The 21,153-nt window shown below is 65.9% G+C and carries 15 protein-coding genes and 2 tRNA genes; 7 read left to right on the top strand and 10 right to left on the bottom strand.

Annotated elements, in window-relative coordinates; translation table 11 throughout:
* Positions 1–8: 8 nt before the first annotated feature.
* The 9 genes from PIGHUM_RS20475 to PIGHUM_RS20435 all read right to left on the bottom strand — a co-directional run bounded on the left by PIGHUM_RS20475 (position 9) and on the right by PIGHUM_RS20435 (position 10,665).
* The gene (locus PIGHUM_RS20475) at positions 9–1,919 is read right to left on the bottom strand and encodes a SurA N-terminal domain-containing protein (protein ID WP_124081581.1); all 1,911 of its coding nucleotides are present in this window, start codon (positions 1,917–1,919) and stop codon (positions 9–11) included.
* Positions 1,920–2,105: 186 nt separating this feature from the next.
* Positions 2,106–3,245, bottom strand: a complete 1,140-nt coding sequence (gene nadA / locus PIGHUM_RS20470) for a quinolinate synthase NadA (protein ID WP_124081580.1) — start codon at positions 3,243–3,245, stop codon at positions 2,106–2,108.
* A 206-nt stretch (positions 3,246–3,451) separates the two neighbouring features.
* Positions 3,452–3,527: transfer RNA gene (locus tag PIGHUM_RS20465), tRNA-Val, on the bottom strand.
* 107 nt (positions 3,528–3,634) lie between these two features.
* On the bottom strand, positions 3,635–3,907 hold the full coding sequence (locus PIGHUM_RS20460; RefSeq protein WP_124081579.1) for an HU family DNA-binding protein: 273 nt from the start codon (positions 3,905–3,907) through the stop codon (positions 3,635–3,637).
* Positions 3,908–4,278: 371 nt separating this feature from the next.
* Positions 4,279–6,708, bottom strand: a complete 2,430-nt coding sequence (gene lon, locus PIGHUM_RS20455) for an endopeptidase La (protein ID WP_124081578.1) — start codon at positions 6,706–6,708, stop codon at positions 4,279–4,281.
* A 443-nt stretch (positions 6,709–7,151) separates the two neighbouring features.
* Positions 7,152–8,417, bottom strand: coding sequence for an ATP-dependent Clp protease ATP-binding subunit ClpX (gene clpX / locus PIGHUM_RS20450; protein WP_124081577.1), 1,266 nt, complete (start codon positions 8,415–8,417; stop codon positions 7,152–7,154).
* 2 nt (positions 8,418–8,419) lie between these two features.
* Positions 8,420–9,076 (bottom strand): ATP-dependent Clp endopeptidase proteolytic subunit ClpP, encoded by a 657-nt coding sequence (gene clpP / locus PIGHUM_RS20445; RefSeq protein ID WP_124081576.1) that lies wholly within the window; start codon positions 9,074–9,076, stop codon positions 8,420–8,422.
* A complete protein-coding gene (gene tig, locus PIGHUM_RS20440) occupies positions 9,076–10,386 on the bottom strand; it encodes a trigger factor (protein ID WP_124081575.1) in 1,311 nt (436 codons plus the stop codon). The genes clpP and tig overlap by 1 nt, the downstream gene beginning before the upstream one ends.
* A gap of 192 nt (positions 10,387–10,578) precedes the next feature.
* Positions 10,579–10,665 (bottom strand) — tRNA-Leu (locus PIGHUM_RS20435).
* Between the two features lie 304 nt (positions 10,666–10,969).
* Between PIGHUM_RS20435 and PIGHUM_RS20430 the strand changes: the two genes are divergently transcribed.
* From PIGHUM_RS20430 to PIGHUM_RS20405, 6 genes are all read left to right on the top strand, one after another.
* Positions 10,970–11,653 carry a helix-turn-helix domain-containing protein gene (locus PIGHUM_RS20430; protein ID WP_124081574.1) on the top strand — a complete coding sequence of 228 codons (684 nt, stop codon included), beginning with the start codon at positions 10,970–10,972 and terminating at the stop codon, positions 11,651–11,653.
* A 78-nt stretch (positions 11,654–11,731) separates the two neighbouring features.
* A complete protein-coding gene (gene dapC, locus PIGHUM_RS20425; RefSeq protein ID WP_124081573.1) occupies positions 11,732–12,940 on the top strand; it encodes a succinyldiaminopimelate transaminase in 1,209 nt (402 codons plus the stop codon).
* Between the two features lie 116 nt (positions 12,941–13,056).
* On the top strand, positions 13,057–13,887 hold the full coding sequence (gene dapD / locus PIGHUM_RS20420) for a 2,3,4,5-tetrahydropyridine-2,6-dicarboxylate N-succinyltransferase (protein ID WP_124081572.1): 831 nt from the start codon (positions 13,057–13,059) through the stop codon (positions 13,885–13,887).
* 22 nt (positions 13,888–13,909) lie between these two features.
* Complete coding sequence (gene dapE, locus PIGHUM_RS20415) at positions 13,910–15,055, top strand: succinyl-diaminopimelate desuccinylase (protein WP_124081571.1); 1,146 nt, start codon at positions 13,910–13,912, stop codon at positions 15,053–15,055.
* A gap of 75 nt (positions 15,056–15,130) precedes the next feature.
* The gene (gene prmB / locus PIGHUM_RS20410) at positions 15,131–16,030 is read left to right on the top strand and encodes a 50S ribosomal protein L3 N(5)-glutamine methyltransferase (RefSeq protein WP_124081570.1); all 900 of its coding nucleotides are present in this window, start codon (positions 15,131–15,133) and stop codon (positions 16,028–16,030) included.
* Entirely contained in the window at positions 16,027–17,940 is a 1,914-nt protein-coding gene (locus PIGHUM_RS20405; protein ID WP_124081569.1) for an ABC-F family ATP-binding cassette domain-containing protein, read from the top strand. Before prmB ends, PIGHUM_RS20405 begins: the two co-directional genes overlap by 4 nt.
* Positions 17,941–17,949: 9 nt before the next feature.
* On the opposite strand, the gene PIGHUM_RS20400 is transcribed toward PIGHUM_RS20405, so the two are convergent.
* Positions 17,950–18,738 carry a class II glutamine amidotransferase gene (locus tag PIGHUM_RS20400; protein ID WP_124081568.1) on the bottom strand — a complete coding sequence of 263 codons (789 nt, stop codon included), beginning with the start codon at positions 18,736–18,738 and terminating at the stop codon, positions 17,950–17,952.
* A gap of 188 nt (positions 18,739–18,926) precedes the next feature.
* Between PIGHUM_RS20400 and PIGHUM_RS20395 the strand changes: the two genes are divergently transcribed.
* The coding region (locus PIGHUM_RS20395; protein WP_124081567.1) for an ATP-binding protein at positions 18,927–21,153 on the top strand (2,227 nt) is incomplete at its 3' end.

The following is a 21,153-nucleotide window of genomic DNA, read 5'->3' as shown; positions in this document are numbered from 1 at the left end:
GCCGCCCTTCAGCGCGCCGGGGCGGGACTCACCTGTTGTTTGCCATTGTCGGAGACGCTGGCTTTGTACTTGCCGCGCAGGGCCTGCAGCACGGCCAATTGCTCGGCCTGCGCCCAGCGGCGCTCCATCATGGATTTCTCGTTGGCAAGAAGCGCGGCATCCGGCGCCTGGCCGGCCTCGGCCTTTTCGATGCGGGCGATGACGTAGGCATCACCGGCCTGGGCGCCGACGAAGGCCGGCAGCTTGTCGGCCGAGGCCTTCATGACGGCCTCGAGCACGGCAGGCGCCAGGCCCTGCGGCGCGTTGCGCGCCACCGTGACCGGCGCGCCGAACCCTTGCGTCGAGTCCTGCGCCTGCAGCGCCTTGAGCCTGGCCTCTCCGTCCGCACGCGCCAGGGCCAGCGCCTTGTCTTCCACCAACTGCTTGCGCACCCCGTCGGCAACGTCGGCGAGCGGCTGCACGGAAGCCGGCGTCACCTTGGCTGCCCTCACCGCGACCAGGCGGTTCGGCTCCAGCTCGATCGCGCCGGAGTTGCGCTTCTCGCGCAGCACGTCTTCCGAGAACAGCGCCTGCACCACCTTCGGATTGCCGAAGACTTCATTGCCGGCCAGCCCGCTGCGGGTAATGCCGCTGGCGTCCTGCACCTTGAGATTGAATTTCTGAGCGGCCGGATCCAGCGTGTCGCTCTGCTCGTACACCAGATTGGTGAACTGCTCGGCGGCTTCGGCAAAGCGGCGCGCGGCCTGCTGCTGCCGGATTTCCTCGACGATCTGGCTGCGCACCTCGGCCAGCGGCTTGACCACGGCCGGACGCACGCCTGTCAGCTTGATGACGTGGAAGCCGTAGTCGGTGGGCACCACCGCAGACACCTCGCCCTGCTGGAGCGAGAAGACGGCATCTTCGAAAGGCTTGGCCATCATGCCGCGGCCGAACCAGTCGAGATCGCCGCCGCTGGCCGCCGACCCCGGATCCTGCGAGTTGTCCCGCGCCAGCTTGGCGAAATCCGCGCCGGGCGCCTTGGCCTGCTCCGCAAGCGCCTGCGCCTTGGCGCGCGCCTCCTCGCGCGCGGCGTCGCTGGCGTCCTTGTCGGCCGTGATGAGGATGTGGCTGGCGCGGCGCTGCTCGTCCTGGCGATAACGCGCCTGGTTCTGTTCGTAATAGCTCTTGACGTCTTCGTCCGACACGGCGATGCCGGACGTGGCGGCGCCCTGGTCCAGCACCACGTACTGCGCATCGACCTGCTCGGGCACGGCAAAGCGGGTGCGGTTGGCCTCGTAATAGGCTTTCACGTCGTCGTCGGACACGCTGACCTTGGCCCGGTAATCCGCCGCCGCGATACGCAGCGTCTGGAGCTGGCGCCGCTCGGTGGCGGCAGCCACCAGCCGGGACATCACGGCCTCGGGCACGGCGGCGGACGCGGCGACCGGTCCCAGCACCTGCTGCAGTGCCAGGTCGCGCCGCAGCTGGGCCTCGAACATGACCGGCGTCATGCCCTGCGCAGCCAGCGCATCGCGATAGCGCGCGTTGCTGAAACGGCCGTTTTCCTGAACGGCAGGAATAGCCTGGATCGTGGCGCGCAATTGCTCATCCGACGCGGAAAAATGCTTCTGGGAAGCCTCGGCGGCGATCAGACGCGTATTGATCAGTTCGTCCAGTACCGCTTGGCGCATGGCAGGCGTATCGAAAGCCTGCGAATCGAACTGCGAGCCCATCATGGCGCGCAACTGGTCCAGGCGGCTGCGCACAGCGGCATCGAACTCCTGCTGCGAGACGGGTTCCCCCGCGACGGTCGCCAGGGCCTTGTCGCCCTCCATGAAGCTGGAATAGCCCTGGATGCCGACGAAAACGAAGGACGGCAGGATCAACAGCAGCAGGATGAACTGCAACCAGCGGCGATGATTACGGATGAGGTCAAACATGCACGAATACTCCGGTCGGATGCCAGCGGCAAGACGGCCATACAAGCAAAATGCCCACGGACGCAGGCCCGATGGGCATCAAGGACCTGGAGGGCGCAGCGGCATGGCGCCCCGAAAGGCATCGGCGATTCTAGCATGCGGCCCTGGGCGCACGGCGCATGCCGGCCCCGGAAAACGGCGTCGACCTCAGGCCGGTCCGACCGAGGCGAACAAGACTTCGTCGCGCGCCAGATCGCCGCTGGCCTGAACTCTCCGCTTGTTGCTCGCGGCGAAGTCCAGCATGCGGGCGATGGGCACGCGCGCCCGCGCCGCCAGCGCCTCGTCCAGCACGATCTCGCCGCTGCCATGCTCGAGCGCGACGGCCAGCCCTTCCAGCCCGTTCATCGCCATCCAGGGACAGTGCGCACAGCTCTTGCAGCTCGCGCTATCGCCCGCTGTCGGCGCGGCCAGGAAGGTCTTGGCGGGCGCGGCCTGGCGCAGCTTGTACAACAGCCCCATGTCGGTAGCGACGATAAAGCATGAGGCATCCAGCTCCTGCGCCGCCTTGAGCAGCTGCGAGGTCGAGCCGACCACATCGGCCTGGGCGACCACGGACGGCGGCGACTCGGGATGCACCAGCACCTTGGCATCGGGATGTTCCTGTCGCAGCAGCTCGAGCTCCACTCCCTTGAATTCGTCGTGCACCAGGCACGACCCCTGCCACATCAGCATGTCGGCGCCGGTCTCGCGCTGGATGTAGGCACCCAGGTGGCGGTCCGGCGCCCACAGGATTTTCTGCCCGCGCGCATGCAGATGCGCAACGATATCCAGGCCGATTGCGGAAGTTACCGTCCAATCCGCGCGCGCCTTCACTGCGGCGCTGGTATTGGCATAGACGACCACGGTGCGGTCCGGGTGCTGGTCGCAGAATGCCGAGAACGCATCTGCCGGGCACCCCAGATCCAGCGAACACGTCGCATCCAGATCCGGCATCAGCACACGCTTGCTCGGGCTCAGTATCTTCGCGGTCTCGCCCATGAAGCGTACGCCCGCCACCACCAGAGTCTGCGCCGCGTGGTCCCGCCCGAACCGCGCCATCTCCAGCGAATCGGCCACGCAGCCACCGGTGGCTTCGGCCAGTTCCTGCAGTTCGGCGTCGACGTAGTAGTGCGCGACCAGCACGGCATTCTCGCGCACGAGCAGCGACTCGATATGCGCGATCAACGCACGCTTGCGCTCCGCGTCCAGCGCTTGCGGAACTCGCGCCCAGGCCCGCCCGACGGCGCACGCTTGCCCGATGAAAGCAGGAGCATCGAACTCCAGGGAACGAAACATGGCGGCATTCATGGCGTCATCCTCGGATGTTTATGCTCACAGTGAGCATTATTTGGATAAAAAAGAACCGGACGATCCGGTTTCTTGGCACAGGTGCTTATGCTAGACATGAGCATAAATGAAGTCAACACCCATGACGCCAATGCCCGTCGGTAAAAAGAAAAGGGCCTGGATTGCTCCAAGCCCTTGATTCCTGACACATGCCTGCCGCAGCAGAGTGGTGGGTGCTACAGGGGTCGAACCTGTGACCTACGCCTTGTAAGGGCGCCGCTCTACCAACTGAGCTAAGCACCCTCTGGCATGCAAGCCTTGTGTACGGCGCGTATTGTAGCGGATTGCTGCGCTGCCTGCAGGCGGCCGCCCCGTGCTTCTCGTGGCAGGCCGGCAATGCGATCCGGCGATCAGTTGACGGCGTCTTTGAGCGCCTTGCCGGGACGGAACTTCGGCACCTTGGCCTTCTTGATCTTGATCGCTTCGCCGGTGCGCGGGTTGCGACCCGTACGCGCAGCGCGAGCCGTCACCGCGAAAGTGCCGAAACCGACCAACGTCACGGTGCCGCCTTTCTTGAGCGTCGTTTTCACAGCACCCACCAGCGCGTCCAGCGAACGGCCTGCCGCCGCCTTGGAAATATCGGCTTGCTTGGCGATGTGGTCGATGAGCTCGGTCTTGTTCATTAGGCCCCTCACAAGGTCTATCTGTGGAAAAAGTATTTGGTCCCGATGCGTGGTTGCTGCAAGGGCACCCCCGGAAAGCGGCGCGACCCCGGAACAGGCTGGGCCCACGCGACGCAGAGGGCTATTTAAGCCTCGTGCGGAAACCCGTGTCAAGGGAAAACACTCGGGAAAGCCGCGCCAAACCTGATGCTTACAATGATCTCAATGCGCGGCGGGCGCCGCTCCGCGATGCGGCGCGCACCGGTCCGGAGGCAAAAGAAAAGGCGGCGACGCCATGCAGCCCGACCGTAGATACGATGCGGCTGGCCGGCGTGCCGCCCTTGGGCGAGCGACCGGCGGCCGCTCGCGGAGGGGGATGGAACCTTCCGTGCTTAGTGCTTCATGACCGGGTCGGCTGCCGTGCCTTCGGCCGCCACGCGAGCCTCGACCTTGCCTTCCGGCTTGGCGGCCTCTTCTTCCGGCAACGGCTCCGGCAGGCGCTCGAGCGCCAGTTCCAGCACACGGTCGATCCAGCGCACCGGTACGATCTCGAGATGGTTCTTGACAGTGTCAGGAATCTCCGCCAAGTCCTTGGCGTTTTCTTCCGGGATCAGCACCGTCTTGATACCGCCGCGATGCGCGGCCAGCAGCTTTTCCTTCAGGCCGCCGATCGGCAGCACCTCGCCGCGCAGCGTGATCTCTCCGGTCATCGCCACGTCGGCGCGCACCGGAATACCGCTCAGCGCCGACACGATGGCCGTCGTGATCGCCGCACCGGCGGATGGACCGTCCTTCGGCGTGGCGCCTTCCGGCACGTGCACGTGCATATCCTTCTTCTCGAGCACGGTGTGGTCGATGCCCAGGCGGCGCGCACGCGAACGCACCACCGAGCGTGCCGCTTCGACCGACTCCTTCATGACGTCGCCCAGCGATCCGGTGCGCTGGATCGCGCCTTTGCCCGGCATGACCGCCACCTCGATGGTCAACAGATCGCCGCCGACCTCGGTCCACGCCAGACCCGTCACCTGGCCGATCTGGTTTTCCTTCTCGGCCACGCCGAAGGTATAGCGGCGCACACCCAGGTAATCGTTCAGGTTCTCGGCCGTAACGACGACCTGTTCCTTGCTGCCCTTGAGCAGCAAGCCCTTGACGACCTTGCGGCAGATCTTGCTGACTTCGCGTTCGAGCGCGCGCACCCCGGCCTCGCGAGTGTAGTAGCGCACGATATCTTGCAGGGCGGACTCTTCGATCTTGAGCTCGTCGGGCTTCAGGCCGTTGTTCTTCATCTGCTTGGGCAGCAGGTGCTGCATCCCGATGTGAACCTTTTCGTCCTCGGTATAGCCGGACAGGCGGATCACTTCCATCCGGTCAAGCAGCGCCGGCGGAATATTGAGCGTATTGCTGGTAGCCACGAACATCACGTCCGACAGGTCGAAATCGACCTCGACGTAGTGGTCCTGGAAGGTGTGGTTCTGTTCGGGATCCAGCACCTCCAGCAGAGCCGAGGCGGGATCGCCACGGAAATCCATGCCCATCTTGTCGACTTCGTCGAGCAGGAAGAGCGGATTGCGTGCACCGACCTTGGACAGGTTCTGCAGGATCTTGCCCGGCATCGAACCGATGTAGGTACGGCGGTGGCCGCGGATCTCGGATTCGTCGCGCACGCCGCCCAGCGCCATCCGCACGAACTTGCGGTTGGTCGCCTTGGCGATGGACTGGCCGAGCGAAGTCTTGCCCACCCCCGGAGGTCCGACCAGGCACAGGATGGGCGCCTTGACCTTGTCGACGCGCTGCTGCACAGCCAGGTACTCGAGGATGCGTTCCTTGACCTTTTCGAGCCCGTAGTGGTCGTCGTTGAGCACTTCCTCGGCATGCGGCAGCGAGTTGTTGACCTTGCTCTTCTTCTTCCAGGGCAGGCCCACCAGCGTGTCGATATAGTTGCGCACCACGGTGGCCTCGGCCGACATGGGCGACATCAGCTTGAGCTTCTTGAACTCGGCATCGGCCTTCTTCTTGGCCTCCTTGGGCATGTGGGCGGCGATGATCTTCTTTTCGAGCTCTTCGAAATCGGCGCCGTCCTCGCCCTCGCCCAACTCTTTCTGGATGGCCTTGACCTGCTCGTTCAGGTAGTACTCGCGCTGGCTCTTCTCCATCTGCTTCTTGACGCGGCCGCGGATGCGCTTCTCCACCTGGAGAATGTCGATCTCGGTCTCGAGCTGAGCCAGCAGCGCCTCCAGGCGCTCGGCGGTGGAGAACACCTCGAGCATCTTCTGCTTTTGCTCGAGCTTGAGCGGCAGGTGCGCGGCGATGGTGTCGGCCAGGCGGCCGGGCTCGTCGATGCCCGACAGCGAGGTCAGGATCTCCGGCGGGATCTTCTTGTTGAGTTTGACGTACTGGTCGAACTGCGACACGATCGCGCGCCGCAGGGCCTCGGTTTCGGAGCCCTGGCCGCGGTCGGGGTCGATGGGCACCAGCTCGCACGAGAAATGCGCGCCCACGTCGTCGATACGCGTAATGCGCGCGCGCTGCGCCCCCTCGACCAGCACCTTAACGGTGCCGTCGGGCAGCTTGAGCATCTGCAGGATGCTGGCCAGGCAGCCGATCTCGTAGATGTCGTCGGCGGACGGCTCGTCCTTGGCGGCCGACTTCTGGGCCACCAGCATGATGTTCTTGCCAGCCTCCATCGCGGCTTCCAGCGCCTTGATGGACTTGGGCCGGCCCACGAACAGCGGGATGACCATGTGCGGGAAAACGACCACGTCGCGCAGCGGCAGCAGCGGCAACTCGATCGGTTCAGGAGGGAGTATCTGGCTCGCAGACATGATTCGTCCTCGAATTTGAATAAGATCAGGATGAGGGCGTAAACGTGAAATTCAAGCGTCGGCGGGCAACGATTACTCTGCAACGACCGGGCTCATGCATTTTTTCCGGCTGCTCAGCCGAAAAAAACCCATGACCCCTCAATAGGCGCAGACTCATCATTCGCCCGTAAACGGCCATGATTACACGCCTTGATCAGACACTTTAGCATGAGAAAAGTCCCCCTAAGCCCTCCGGGCGCCCCCTCAAGGGGGGCGACACGCGTGGACCGGCAAAGCCGGATCCACCGCATCCTGGATCGAGGGAGGGAATCTTGGTATGCAGTGATCCGTTCTTTTGCCTTGCTTCAGGCAAGCGGATGTTTTGACCCAGGGCACAGCGGATCCGGCTCCGCCGGTCCGCCAGTGCCGCCCCCTGGGGGGCGCCCGTAAGGGCGTAGGGGGGCCTAACTACTACTGGCGACTTTCGGCTTGTCGCCGTAGATCAGCAGCGGGACGCCTTCGCCATTGACGGCGTTTTCGTCCAGCACGACCTTGGTCACGTTGCCCTGGGTGGGCAGTTCGTACATGGTGTCGAGCAGCGCCGCCTCGATGATGGAGCGCAGGCCTCGGGCGCCGGTCTTGCGCTTGATGGCCTTCTGAGCGATGGCCGAGAGCGCCTGGGGACGCACGTCCAGTTCCGCGCCCTCCATGGCCAGCAGCTTTTGGAACTGCTTGATCAGCGCGTTCTTGGGCTCGATCAGGATCTGGATCAGGGCATCTTCGTTCAGCTCGTCCAGCGTGGCCACCACCGGGAGGCGGCCGACCAGCTCGGGGATGAGGCCGAACTTGATCAGGTCCTCCGGCTCGACCTCGCCGAACAGCTCGCTGACCGAGCGCTCGGAATCGGCCTTGACCGAAGCGCCGAAGCCGATGCCCGATTTCTCGGTGCGGCCGCGGATGACCTTCTCCAGGCCGTCGAAGGCGCCGCCGCAGACGAACAGGATGTTGGTCGTGTCGATCTGCACGAAGTCCTGGTTCGGATGCTTGCGGCCGCCTTGCGGAGGCACCGAGGCGACCGTGCCTTCGATCAGCTTCAGCAAGGCCTGCTGCACCCCCTCGCCCGAGACGTCGCGGGTGATGGAGGGGTTGTCGGCCTTGCGCGAAATCTTGTCGATCTCGTCGATGTAGACGATGCCGCGCTGTGCCTTTTCAACGTCGTAGTTGCAGTTCTGCAGCAGCTTCTGGATGATGTTCTCGACATCCTCGCCCACGTAGCCGGCTTCGGTCAGCGTGGTGGCGTCGGCGATCACGAAGGGCACATTCAAGAGCCGCGCCAGCGTCTGCGCCAGCAGTGTCTTGCCCGAGCCGGTGGGCCCGATCAGCAGGATGTTGCTCTTGGAAAGCTCGACGTCGTCGGCCTTGCCGCCGGCATGGCGGATCCGCTTGTAGTGGTTGTACACCGCCACCGAGAGGATACGCTTGGCGCGCACCTGGCCGATCACGTACTGGTCGAGGATCTCCTTGATCTCGGCCGGCGTGGGCAACTCGGACTTGGCGCCCGTTTTCACGTCGGTGGCCACTTCGTCGCGGATGATGTCGTTGCACAGGTCGATGCATTCATCGCAGATGAACACCGACGGCCCGGCGATCAGCTTGCGAACCTCATGCTGACTCTTGCCGCAAAACGAGCAATAGAGCAGCTTTTCGTTCGACCCTTTCTTTTCCGACATGCTCAACCCTGTTCAGTGCGACTGCTCAAAACTTTGTCGATCAAGCCATACGATAGCGCATCGGCTGCCGACATGAAATTGTCGCGCTCGGTGTCCACGGCGATGCGCTCGACCGGCTGGCCGGTGTTCTCGGCCAGGATGCCGTTCAGGCGCTCGCGCAGGTAGAGGATCTCGCGCGCATGGATCTCGATGTCCGTGGCCTGGCCCTGGGCGCCGCCCGACGGCTGGTGGATCATGATGCGCGAATTGGGCAGCGACACGCGCTTGCCCTTCTTGCCCGCGGCCAGCAGGAACGCGCCCATGCTGGCGGCCAGTCCGGTGCACAACGTGGCGACATCGGGCCGGACGAACTGCATCGTGTCGTAGATGGCCATGCCCGCGTACACCGATCCGCCCGGCGAGTTGATGTACAGCGAGATGTCCTTCTCGGGGTTCTCCGACTCCAGGAACAGGAGCTGCGCCACGATCAGGTTGGCCGAGGCTTCCGCCACCGGCCCGACGAGGAAGATGATCCGCTCCCTCAGCAAACGCGAGTAGATGTCGTACGCACGCTCACCCCGGCCGGACTGTTCGATCACCATCGGCACATAGCCGAGGGATTTGGGACCGAGCGACTCGGCCCCGTACATCGATGCGTAGAAATCTACAAATCGTTGCATCAGGCGGTTCCCATCAATTCGTCGAAGGAGACTTGCTCGTCCTTGACCTGGGCCTTGGACAGCACGTGTTGCACGACATTGTCTTCCAGCACGATGGCTTCGATCTCGGCCAGGCGCGCCTTGTCCGTCAGGTAGTAGCGCACCACTTCCTCGGGCTTTTCGTAGCTTTGCGCGAAGTCTTCGATGCGGGCGCGGATCTGATCGGGCTTGGCCTTCAGGCTTTCGGCCTTGACCAGTTCGGACACCAGCAGGCCCAGGCGCACACGGCGCTCGGACTCGGAGGCGAAGGCTTCGGCCGGGATCGGCAACTGATCGGCATTGGGCACGCCGCGCTGCTTGAGGTCTTCGCGCGCGGCGGCAATGCGCTGCTGCGTGTCGTCCTCGACCAGCGCCTTGGGAATGTCGAAGGTCGCGGCCTTGGCCAGGGCGTCCATGACGCTGGCCTTGGTGCGGGCCAGCGTGCGGTTCTTGACTTCGCGCTCGAGATTGGCGCGGATGTCGGCGCGCAGTTTCTCGACGTCGCCCTCGGCCTGGCCGAGCTGTTTGGCGAACTCGGCATCGACCGCGGGCATCACGCCCTCTTCGACCTTCTTGACGGTGATCGTGAATTCGGCGGTCTTGCCGGCGACGTCGGCCGAACCGTAGTCGGCCGGGAAGCTCAGCGGGAACACCTTGGTCTCGCCGGCCTTCAGGCCGCGGGCGGCTTCCTCGAACTCGGGCAGCATGCGGCCCTGGCCCAGCACGAACGGGAAGTCCTGGGCGGTGCCGCCCTCGAACGCCACGCCGTCGATGGTGCCGGCGAAGTCCAGCGTCACGCGGTCGTCGTCAGCGGCCGTGCGGCCTTCGCGTTCTTCGAAGGCGACGCGCTGCTTGCGCAGGATGTCGATCGTGCGGTCGACCTCGGCATCGCCGACTTCGCTGTTGGCCTTGGAGATTTCCAGCGCCGACAGGTCGGGGACGGCCACCTCGGGATAGACCTCGAAGGTGGCGGTGAAGGCGACGACGTCATCGGTCACGCCTTCGGTCTTGGGCTCGACCGACGGGGTGCCGGCCAGACGCAGCTTGGAATCGGCCACGACCTTCTCGAGCACGTCGCCGATCTTGGCGTTCAGCACTTCCATGCGGACCTCGGGGCCGTAGGTGCGCGCCAACATGGGCAGCGGAACCTTGCCGGGGCGGAATCCCGGCATCTTGGCGGTGCGGGCCAGGCGCTTCAAGCGCGTTTCGACTTCTTTTTCGATGTCGGCCACCGGCACGGAGAGATCAACGCGCCGCTCAAGACCCGACAGGGTTTCAACCACAGGCTGCATGCAAAAACCTATATTGAGTATGTGTAATCGACAGAATCGGAGTTACCCGCGCCGCGAGAGGCACCGCAACCAGGGATCGATTCGGGCATTCGCGAATTGTGCCATACCCCCGGACGACGCCGAGCGGCAGCCGGCCCGCTGGGCCGGCCTGCCCGGGCCGAGGCCTGGCACTGCCAGGGTTGTTCAAACTGGTGGTGCGACCGAGAGGAATCGAACCTCCACAGGATTTCTCCCGACAGGACCTAAACCTGTTGCGTCTACCAATTTCGCCACGGTCGCACTTCAGAAATCGGATTGTAACCCGACTCGCGCAAAGGGCTGGTCCGGGGGCGTCGAATCCTGCCTACACGCTTTGCCGCAGCGGGCGCCCCGGGCGCGGCCTGCACCGTTTGCCCGTTTACCTTTATTGATCTTCCTTGCAGAAAGGTTGGGATAGATTGCAGCCGTGATCCAGAACCCGACTCCCGCATCGACGTTTGCACCGGCCCCGCACCCCGGCGTCTTCGCCCGGCCCACGGCCGGGCCTCTGCCCGCGCTGCCGCTCTCCCGGGCCGCAGGGCCCGCTCTGCGGGGTCACGCCACGATGAATGCCTCCCGCTCCCCCGAAATCGCGATCCTCCTCGGCGAAACCGGCCGCGACTATGAAATCGCCAACGATCTGATGCGTAGCGGATGCGTAGTCTATGTTTGTAGCAGCGCCCAGGAAGTCCATGCCTTGCTCCGCGCCGGGAAGACTCCCATCCTGTTGTCCGAGGAACCGCAATCCGCCGCGTTCCAGCACACGGCGCTGACGCGCCTGGTGTATGCCCGCCCTCCGACCCACGGCAGTCCGGGCGATGTCCAGGTACGCGTGGCGGGCTCCGACGGCACCGAACAGCTCCATACGATCCTGGACACCATGCGGCGCCATCTGTCCGCCACGCATCGCCCGCCCCCTCCTCCTATCCCGCAAGTCACGTCCTGGCGGCTATCCACGCCGCCGCGCGTGCTGACCAGTCCCGATGGCGCGCAAATGCCGCTGGCGCTGACCGAGTGGCAATTCCTGAGCCACCTGTTCGCCGCACCCGGCCAGACCCTGGGCTACGCGCAGTGGCAGGCCGGCTCGCGCGGCGGCGCCGTCGGCAGCCTGCACAATGTCGCGGTACTCGTGAGCCGGCTGCGCCGCAAGGCGCAGCAGTACCGGATCACCCTGCCCCTGGAAGCGATACGCAGCACCGGCTACGTCTTCACCCAGCCTTGCCGGCAGACGGGCTCCGGGCACGATTGAGGCCTGCGCGAGACACCGGAGCGCAGGGCTCCGGCCCCACAGCGAAAAAATGCCGGCCCCAAGGGTACAATCGCGCCCATGAATCCTCGCCTCGGGCTCCTGCAGCCCTATCCCTTCACCAAGTTGCGCGCGCTGTACGCTTCTGTTGCCGCGCCTGCCGGCCTTCGTCCCGTCAGCCTGTCGATCGGCGAGCCCAAGCACGCCACGCCCGCCTTCATCGAGGAGGCCATACGGAACAACCTGGGCGGCCTGTCCGGCTATCCCGCCACCAAAGGGTCGGCGGCCCTGCGCGGCGCGATCGCCGGATGGCTGGAGCGGCGCTACGGCCTGCCCGCCATCGACCCGGACACCCAGGTGCTGCCAGTGCTGGGCTCGCGCGAGGCGCTGTTCGCGTTCGCGCAGACCGTGCTCGACAGCGCGGACAACCCCCGCGTACTGTGCCCCAATCCGTTCTACCAGATCTATGAAGGGGCCGCGCTGCTTGCCGGCGCCCGGCCCACTTTCGTCAATGCCGATCCGGCGCGCAACTTCGGCTGCGACTGGACATCGATCGCGCCGGAACAGTGGAACGAGACCCGGCTGGTCTACGTCTGTTCGCCGGGCAACCCAGCCGGCAACGTCATGGACCTCGACGAATGGAAATACCTGTTCGCCCAAGCCGACAAATACGGTTTCGTGATCGCCTCGGACGAGTGCTACTCCGAAATCTACATGGACGAAGCCGAGCCGCCGCTGGGCGCGCTGCAGGCCGCGCACCGACTGGGCCGCTCGGATTTCCGCAACATCGTGGTGTTCTCCAGCCTGTCCAAGCGCTCCAACGTGCCCGGCATGCGCTCGGGCTTCGTGGCCGGCGACGCCAGGCTGCTGGCGGAATTCCTGCTCTATCGCACCTATCATGGCGGCGCCATGAGCGGCGTGGTCGCGGCAGCCAGCATCGCCGCCTGGAACGATGAAGAGCACGTGCGCGAAAACCGCCGCATGTACCGCGAGAAATTCGATGCGGTACTGCCCATCCTGCGGGAAGTCCTGGAAGTCGAACGCCCGCAGGCCTCGTTCTACCTGTGGCCGCGCACCCCGATCGCCGACACCGACTTCGCGCGCGGCCTGCTGGCGCAGCAGAATGTCTCCACGCTGCCCGGCAGCTACCTCGCGCGCGAGACGCCCGCGGGCAACCCGGGCGCCAACCGGCTGCGCCTGGCGCTGGTGGCCCCGCTGGACGAATGCGTGGAAGCCGCCCACCGCGTCGCCCGTTACGCCCGCACGCTGCCAACTACTCACAAAGCATGAGCATCCTCTGCCCCACCCAGGGTACAGCGGATCCGGCTTAGCCGGTCCGCCAGTGCCGCCCCCTCGGGGGGCGCGCGTCAGCGCGTAGGGGGGGCCCAACCTCTAGGAACCCGACCATGAGCCAAGCACTCAAGACCGTCATCGAACAAGCCTGGGAAGACCGCGCCTCGCTGTCGCCCGCTGCCGCCCCCGCCGCCGTGCGCGAAGCCGTCGACCACGTGCTCTCCGCCCTCGACAAGGGCGAGCTGCGCGTGGCCGAAAAACAGAACGGCGACTGGACCGTGCACCAGTGGATCAAGAAGGCGGTGCTGCTGTCCTTCCGACTGGAAGACAACGTCGTCATGGGCACCGGCCCCGACAGCGCGCTGCAGTTCTACGACAAGGTGCCCAGCAAGTTCACCGGCTATTCCGCCGAAGACTTCAAGGCCGGCGGCTTTCGCGTGGTGCCGCCCGCCGTCGCCCGCCGCGGCTCGTTCATCGGCAAGAATGCCGTGCTGATGCCCTCCTACGTCAATATCGGCGCCTATGTCGATGAAGGCACCATGGTCGACACCTGGGCCACCGTCGGTTCGTGCGCGCAGATCGGCAAGAACGTCCACCTGTCGGGCGGCGTAGGCATCGGCGGCGTGCTCGAACCGCTGCAGGCCAACCCCACCATCATCGAAGACAACTGCTTCATCGGCGCGCGTTCGGAAGTCGTGGAGGGTGTGATCGTCGAAGAGAACTCGGTGCTGTCCATGGGCGTCTTCATCGGCCAGAGCACCAAGATCTACAACCGCGAAACCGGCGAGGTCCTTTACGGCCGCGTGCCCTCGGGCTCGGTGGTGGTGCCCGGCAGCCTGCCCTCGGCCGACGGCAAATGCAGCCTGTACTGCGCCGTGATCGTCAAGCGCGTCGATGCGCAGACCCGCGCCAAAACCAGCATCAACGACCTGCTGCGCGCCTGACCCTTCCACCTTGCCCATAGCCATGACCGATACCGTCCTCTCCCTGGCCGAAGAACTGATCCGCCGCCCGTCGGTCACCCCCGAGGACGAGGGGTGCCAGGCGCTGCTGATCGAGCGCCTGGGCGCGCTGGGTTTCACGTGCGAGACCCTCGCCGAGGGCGGCGTGGTCAATCTCTGGGCGCGCCGCGGCAACGACGGCCCGCTGGTGGTCTTCGCCGGCCATACCGACGTGGTCCCCACCGGCCCGCGCGAGCACTGGAACACCGACCCGTTCGTGCCCACCATCGTCGATGGCAGGCTGTATGGCCGGGGCGCGGCCGACATGAAAAGCTCGATCGCCGCTTTCGTGGTGGCGGCCGAGGAGTTCATCGCCCACAACCCCGACCACCGCGGTTCGATCGGCCTGCTGATCACTTCCGATGAAGAAGGTCCCGCGGTCCATGGCACGGTCAAGGTCTGCGAGCAACTCGTCGCGCGCGGCGAAAAGCTCGACTATTGCATCGTCGGCGAGCCGACCTCGACCGCGCAATTGGGCGACACCATCAAGAACGGCCGGCGCGGCTCGCTGTCCGGCCGCCTGGTCGTCAAGGGCATCCAGGGCCACGTCGCCTATCCCGAGAAAGCGCGCAATCCCATCCACCAGGCCGCGCCGGTGCTGGCCGAAATGGCAGCAGCCGAATGGGACCGGGGCAACGAATATTTCCCGCCCACCACCTTCCAGATCTCCAACTTCCACAGCGGCACCGGCGCCAGCAACGTGGTGCCCGGAGAAGCGGTGGTCGATTTCAACTTCCGTTTCTCCACCGCCAGCACGGTAGACACGCTCAAAAGCCGCGTGCAGGAGATCCTCGACCGCCACGGCCTGGAGTACGCGCTGAGCTGGTCGCTCTCCGGCCTGCCCTTCCTGACGCCGCGCGGCACGCTGTGCAGCGCGCTCGGCGAGGCCATCGCGGCCGAGATGGGCATCGAGGCCGAACTATCCACCACCGGCGGCACCTCCGACGGCCGCTTCATCGCCCGGATCTGCCCGCAGGTGGTCGAATTCGGGCCGGTGAACGCGACCATCCACCAGGTCAACGAACACATCGCGGTGGACAGCCTGGTGCCGCTCAAAAACATCTACCGCCGCACCCTGCACGCATTGTTGAGCCTCCCCCCTGCGCCCTGACACGCGCGCCCCAGGGGGCGAAACTGGCGGACCGGCGAGGCCGGATCCGCGGTTTCCTGGAATTTGGATATTGATATGTTCGCTGCCGATTTCTCTGCCTTGCGCACTCTGCGCGACCTGATCCGCTATGCCGTGAGCCGCTTCAACGCCGCCGGCATCGCGCTGGGCCACGGCACGCTCGATGTTTACGACGAGGCGGTCTATCTCGTCCTGCATACGCTGCACCTGCCCATCGACCGGCTCGAGCCCTTCATCGATGCCGCCGTGCTCGATCATGAGCGCCAGGCGGTATTGGCCATTGTCGAGCGGCGCATCGCCGAACGGCTGCCCGCGCCCTACCTGACCGGCGAAGCCTGGCTGCGCGGCCGGCGCTTCACCGTGGACGAACGCGTGATCGTGCCCCGCTCCTACATCGCGGAGCTGCTCGACGAAGGCCTCGAGCCGTGGATCGCCGACCCTTACGCCGTCGAGTGGGCGCTGGACATGTGCACCGGCTCCGGCTGCCTGGCCATCCTCGCCGCCGAGACATTCCCGCATGCCCAGGTCGATGCCGTGGACCTGTCCGCCGACGCGCTGGCGGTCGCGCGCATCAACGTCGACGACTACGGCTTGCAGGAGCGCGTGGCGCTGCACCAGTCCAATCTGTTCGCAAGCCTGCCGCCGGCTCGCTACGACCTGATCCTGTGCAACCCGCCCTACGTCAACTCGGCATCCATGGACGCGCTGCCGCCCGAATATCGGCACGAGCCCCGGCTCGCGCTGGCCGGCGGCGACGACGGCATGGACCTGATCCGGCCGCTGCTGGCGCAGGCCGGCGAGTTCCTGCAGCCCGGGGGTATCCTGGTGTTGGAACTGGGCCACGAACAGGCCTATTTCGAGCAGGCCTTCCCCCATCTCGAGCCGGTCTGGCTGAGCACATCGGGCGGCGACGACAAGGTCTTGCTGTTGCGCCAGGACCAGTTGGCGGCCTCGTGATCAGAGCAAGCGGCCTTACCCTCAGACGCGGCATCAAGGTACTGCTGGACGGCGCGGACTTCGTGGTCCATCCGGGCGAGCGCGTGGGCATCGTCGGCCCCAACGGCGCCGGCAAGTCCACGCTGTTCGCGCTGCTCAACGGCCAGCTGGATCCGGATGCCGGCACGGTGGACCTGCCCGCCAGCTGGCGCATTGCCTCGATCGCGCAGGAAATCCACGATACCGACCGCGAAGCCCTGGAGTTCGTCATCGACGGCGACACCCGGTTGCGGCGCCTGCAGGCCGAACGCTCGGCGGTCGACGCCGATCGCGAAGGCCTGCGGCTGGCGGAACTGGAAGCCGAGCTGGCCGACGCCGATGCCTTCACGGCCCAGGCGCGCGCCGAGCAATTGCTGGTGGGCCTGGGCTTTGCCGAGAACGAGTTCCGCCAACCCGTAGCGAGCTTTTCCGGCGGCTGGCGCATGCGCCTGAACCTGGCGCGCGCGCTGATGGCGCCGTCCGACCTGTTGCTGCTGGACGAACCCACCAACCACCTGGATCTCGACGCCATGCTGTGGCTGGAGCGCTGGCTGGCGTCCTACCCCGGCACCGTGCTGGTCATTTCGCACGACACCGAATTCCTCGATGCGGTGGCCCGCACCATCCTGCACTTCGACCAGGGCAAGCTGGTGCGCTATAAGGGCGGCTACGAAGATTTCCTGACGCAGCGCGCCGAGCGACTGCGCCAGAGCCAGATCGCCTACGACAAGCAGCAGCGCGAGGCGGCCCACCTGCAAAGCTTCATCGACCGCTTCAAGGCCAAGGCCAGCAAGGCCAAGCAGGCGCAGAGCCGGGTCAAAGCCTTGTCGCGCATGCAGGCGCTCGCGCCGGTGCGCGCCGCTGCCGGCATAGACATCCGCATTCCGTCGCCCGACCACATGCCCGATCCGCTACTGTCGCTGGAAGGCGTGCAGGCCGGCTATGCGCAGGCGCCCATCCTGAACGGCGTCAAGCTGTCGGTGCGGGCCGGCGCCCGCATCGGCATCCTGGGCGCCAACGGCGCCGGCAAGAGTACGCTGGTCAAGACCCTGGCGAGCGAGCTGCAGCCGCTGGCGGGCGAGCGCAAGGCCGCGCGGGGCCTGGAAGTCGGCTATTTCGCCCAGCACCAGCTCGACATCCTCGACGCCGAGGCAACGCCGCTGCAACACCTGGCGCGGCTGGCCCCCGAGGCGCGCGAACAGGAGCTGCGCAATTACCTGGGCGGCTTCGGTTTCTCCGGCGACTTCGCGCTGGCCAAGGTGGGGCCCATGTCGGGCGGCGAGAAAGCCAGGCTGGCACTGGCCCTGGTGGTTTGGAAGAAGCCCAACCTGCTGCTGCTCGACGAACCGAGCAACCACCTGGACGTCGATACCCGCGAAGCCCTGACCGAGGCGCTGGCCGAGTTCGAAGGCACCATGCTGCTGGTCTCGCACGACCGCCACCTGCTGCGCACCACCGTGGACAGCTTCTGGATCGTCGCAGGCGGCGGCGTGCGCGAATTCGACGGCGATCTCGAAGACTACCGCGACTGGCTCAATGAACGCCGCAGCGCCGAATCGGCTGCGGCATCGGCGGCAGGCGCATCGAACGCCGAGGCCGCCGTCGATCGCAAGGCCCAGAAGCGGCTCGAAGCCGAGGCCCGGCAACGCGTCTCCGCGCTGCGCAAGCCGCTCGAAGCCAGGCTCAGGAAACTCGAGGCCGAGATGCAGAAGCTGGAGACGCGCAAACGGGAGCTGGATGCGCTGATCGGCGATCCAGGCCTGTACGAGGACGCGCGCCGCGAGGAATGCCGCCGCGTCCTGGCCGAACATGGCGAGGTGCAGAAACGGCTGGGCGATACCGAGGAAATCTGGCTCGGCGTGCAGGAAGAACTGGAGGCGATCCAGGCCTGAGCGCGCAGCTCAGGCCCGGCCGCCGACTTGCCGCACCAGGGCAGGCGCGCCGTCGACGAACATCATCAACTCGCCCGGCTTGAAGCCGTTCCATGTCTCGTTGGCGGTCAAAGGCTCGGTCACGATGACCGCGACCCGGTCGTCCTGGGTGGTGACCTGCGAGAAATCGACGCTGACTTCGTCGTCGGACAGGCTCGCGGTCGCAAACGGATGCTGGCGCACCAGGTAGTGCAGGCGGGTGGAGCAATGCGCATACAGCGCAACGCCGTCGGACAGCATGAAATTGAAGGTGCCGTGTGCGGCGATCGCAGGCGCCAGTTCCGCCAGCACGTCGGCGATGGCGTGCGCGCCCGGATGGGTGTCGTAGCGCTGCGCGAGGTGATCGAGGATCCAGCAGAAAGCGCGCTCACTGTCGGTGCCGCCCACGGGCCGGTAGCGTCCGCCCAGTCGCGGATGGTAGTCGCGCAGGTCGCCGTTGTGGGCGAACACCCAATACTGCCCCCAGAGTTCGCGTATGAAGGGGTGGCAGTTCTCCAGCGCGACCGATCCCACGGTAGCCTTGCGGATATGCGCGATCACGTTCTTGGACTTGATCGGATAGCGCCGGATCAGATCGGCCACCGGCGACACCAGCGCCGGCTCGTGATCGACGAAATGGCGCACGCCCGCTCCCTCGAAGAAAGCGATGCCCCAGCCGTCCACATGCTCGCCGGTGCGCCCGGCGCGCGTGGCGAAGCCGGTGAAACTGAAGACGATGTCCGTAGGCGTGTTGCAGTTCATGCCGAGCAATTGGCACATGGCGGAGACCTTCGCAGCGCGGGAAGCGAGTTTAACAAACGCCGTGCCCCGCTCCGGCCGGTCCAGCGCGTCCGTGCCATCCAAGACGCGCTGTAACTATCGCTACATAGTTGCAAGACCTTGGGCAAAGAGCGGGAAGATCGCCTACTATCGAAGCACATTCGCCCCCAACCAAGATATAGCTTCCTTTGAGCAACGCCCCCTCCGGCCTCAATCCCGCAGACGTCTGCGCCAGCGAACCCATCCACATTCCGGGCAGCATCCAGCCCCACGGGTTCCTGTTCGCGCTCGACCGGCGCTCGGGCCGGGTCGTCCAATCCAGCGCATCGGCGCAGCGGCACCTGGGCATGGCCCCCGATGCGCTGCTGGGCCGGCGCCTGGCCGACCTGCTGGACGATCCCGGTTTCGACGCCCGGCTGCAAGCGTGTACGCATGCGGAGCGCGCCCCCTACCATATCGGGCCGGCCGCTTTTGCCGGCCACCCCGGCGCCTTCGATATCGTCGTCCACCGCGTGGCCGACACGGTGCTGGCGGAATTCGAACCGGCCACGCCGGCCGCGCAGCTTGCCGACCTGGGGGATTTCGTCGGCCGTACCCAGCAATGCGCGTCGATAGACGCGCTGTGCGAGCTCGCGGTGGGCGAGATCCATCGCCTGACGGGCTACGGCCGCGTGGTTTCCTATGAATTCGATACGGATGGCCATGGCAGGGTCAATGGTGAATGGCGCGAGGCGGCCTATCCCTCTTTCCTGAACCTACATTTCCCGGCCGGCGACGTTCCCGCCCAGGCTCGCCGCTTGTATGTATCCAACCGCCTGCGCTGCATTCCCGATACCGGCTACGAGCCGTCGCCGCTGCTGCCGCTCGACAATCCGCTGACGGGCGAGCCCACCGATCTCAGCTTTGCGGGGCTGCGCAGCGTGTCGCCCATGCACGTGCGCTACATGCGGGACATGGGCATGCAGGCATCGATGTCGCTGTCGCTGGTCGCGGGCAACCGCCTATGGGGCATGATCGCCTGCCATCACCTGCAGCCCCGGCCCGTGCCGTTTGCCGCCAGGATGCAATGCAATCTGCTGGCGCAGATCGTCTCGTTGCAGATCGAAGCCCGGCTGGCGCAGGGCGAGGCCGAGCGCCGGCAAAAGCTGCAGCAATTGCTCGGTGCGCTGCTGGCTGCCATGGTCGAGCACGACAGTCTGGCCAATGGCCTGGCCAGCGTTCCCGGGCCGCTGCTGGATTTCGTACGGGCCAGCGGGGTGGCGGTCGTCCAGGGGGACGACTGCGTCACCATCGGCCAGGCGCCGCCTACGGGCGCCGTGCTGGCACTGCGGGCGCGCCTGGCCGGCGAGGCCGACCCGGGCGTCTTCCACACCCGCAGCCTCGCCCAGCATTGGCCGGAATTCGACGCTGTCCGCAACAGCGCCAGCGGCCTGCTCGCGGTGCCGATTTCCGAGCTCCATCCCAACTACATCATGTGGTTCCGGCCCGAACAGGTACGCAACATCCAATGGGCGGGCGGCCCGCCCTCTTCAACCTCGGCCGGGCCGCTCAGCGGCGCGCATCGCAACTTCGCGGTCTGGCAGGAAGTCGTCCGCGGGCAATCCACGCCGTGGGAGCATTGGGAACTGGACAGCGCCGGGGAACTGCGCACCGCCATCGGCAGCGTGGTCCTGCGCAAGGCCGAGGAGCTGGCTGAACTCGCCGCCGAACTGGGCCGCACCAACCAGGAGCTCGAAGCCTTCTCGTACAGCGTCTCACACGATTTGCGCGCGCCGCTGCGCCACATTGCCGGCTACGCCGACTTGCTGCGGGAATACGAAGGTGCTCAATTATCCGAACGGGGCTCGCGCTACCTCGGGAACATCAGCGACTCGGCGCGCTTTGCCGGCAACCTGGTCGATGCGCTGCTGACGTTCTCGCAAATGGGACGCTCGGCGCTGCGGCCTTCCCGGATCGACCTGGGAGACGCGGTCGCGCAGGTTCGCCACGAACTGGCGCCCGACCTGCAGGAACGCAAGATCCAATGGGTGATATCGCCCGATCTGCCCGCGGTCTTCGCCGATGCCGCCTACATCCACCTGGCCATGCGCAACCTGCTGTCCAACGCCGTGAAATACACGCGTGGGCGCGATCCCGCCATCATCGAGATCGGCGCCGAACCGCGCGACGGCGGGCATGTGGTGCATGTACGCGACAACGGCGTAGGTTTCGACATGAAATATGTCGGCAAGCTGTTCGGCGTGTTCCAGCGCCTGCATCGCATGGAAGAATTCGAAGGCACCGGCATCGGACTGGCCAACGTGCGCCGTATCGTCGAGCGCCATGGCGGCCGAGTCTGGGCCGAAGGCGCGCCCGGCCAGGGCGCCGCGTTCTATCTATATCTGCCCGGCCCACCGCCCCCCTCTGCCGCGCCAG

Source organism: Pigmentiphaga humi (genome assembly GCF_900606115.1).
Taxonomy (GTDB): domain Bacteria; phylum Pseudomonadota; class Gammaproteobacteria; order Burkholderiales; family Burkholderiaceae_B; genus Pigmentiphaga; species Pigmentiphaga humi.
The sequence above is the reverse complement of the archived record's forward strand: the minus strand, read 5'-3'. Positions and strand labels throughout refer to the sequence as shown.

Coding starts and splice junctions, on each gene's coding strand:
- PIGHUM_RS20475 (WP_124081581.1), bottom strand. CDS start 1,919: ATGTTTGACCTCATCCGTAATCATCGCCGCTGGTTGCAGTTCATCCTG.
- nadA (WP_124081580.1), bottom strand. CDS start 3,245: ATGAATGCCGCCATGTTTCGTTCCCTGGAGTTCGATGCTCCTGCTTTC.
- PIGHUM_RS20460 (WP_124081579.1), bottom strand. CDS start 3,907: ATGAACAAGACCGAGCTCATCGACCACATCGCCAAGCAAGCCGATATT.
- lon (WP_124081578.1), bottom strand. CDS start 6,708: ATGTCTGCGAGCCAGATACTCCCTCCTGAACCGATCGAGTTGCCGCTG.
- clpX (WP_124081577.1), bottom strand. CDS start 8,417: ATGTCGGAAAAGAAAGGGTCGAACGAAAAGCTGCTCTATTGCTCGTTT.
- clpP (WP_124081576.1), bottom strand. CDS start 9,076: ATGCAACGATTTGTAGATTTCTACGCATCGATGTACGGGGCCGAGTCG.
- tig (WP_124081575.1), bottom strand. CDS start 10,386: ATGCAGCCTGTGGTTGAAACCCTGTCGGGTCTTGAGCGGCGCGTTGAT.
- PIGHUM_RS20430 (WP_124081574.1), top strand. CDS start 10,970: ATGAATGCCTCCCGCTCCCCCGAAATCGCGATCCTCCTCGGCGAAACC.
- dapC (WP_124081573.1), top strand. CDS start 11,732: ATGAATCCTCGCCTCGGGCTCCTGCAGCCCTATCCCTTCACCAAGTTG.
- dapD (WP_124081572.1), top strand. CDS start 13,057: ATGAGCCAAGCACTCAAGACCGTCATCGAACAAGCCTGGGAAGACCGC.
- dapE (WP_124081571.1), top strand. CDS start 13,910: ATGACCGATACCGTCCTCTCCCTGGCCGAAGAACTGATCCGCCGCCCG.
- prmB (WP_124081570.1), top strand. CDS start 15,131: ATGTTCGCTGCCGATTTCTCTGCCTTGCGCACTCTGCGCGACCTGATC.
- PIGHUM_RS20400 (WP_124081568.1), bottom strand. CDS start 18,738: ATGTGCCAATTGCTCGGCATGAACTGCAACACGCCTACGGACATCGTC.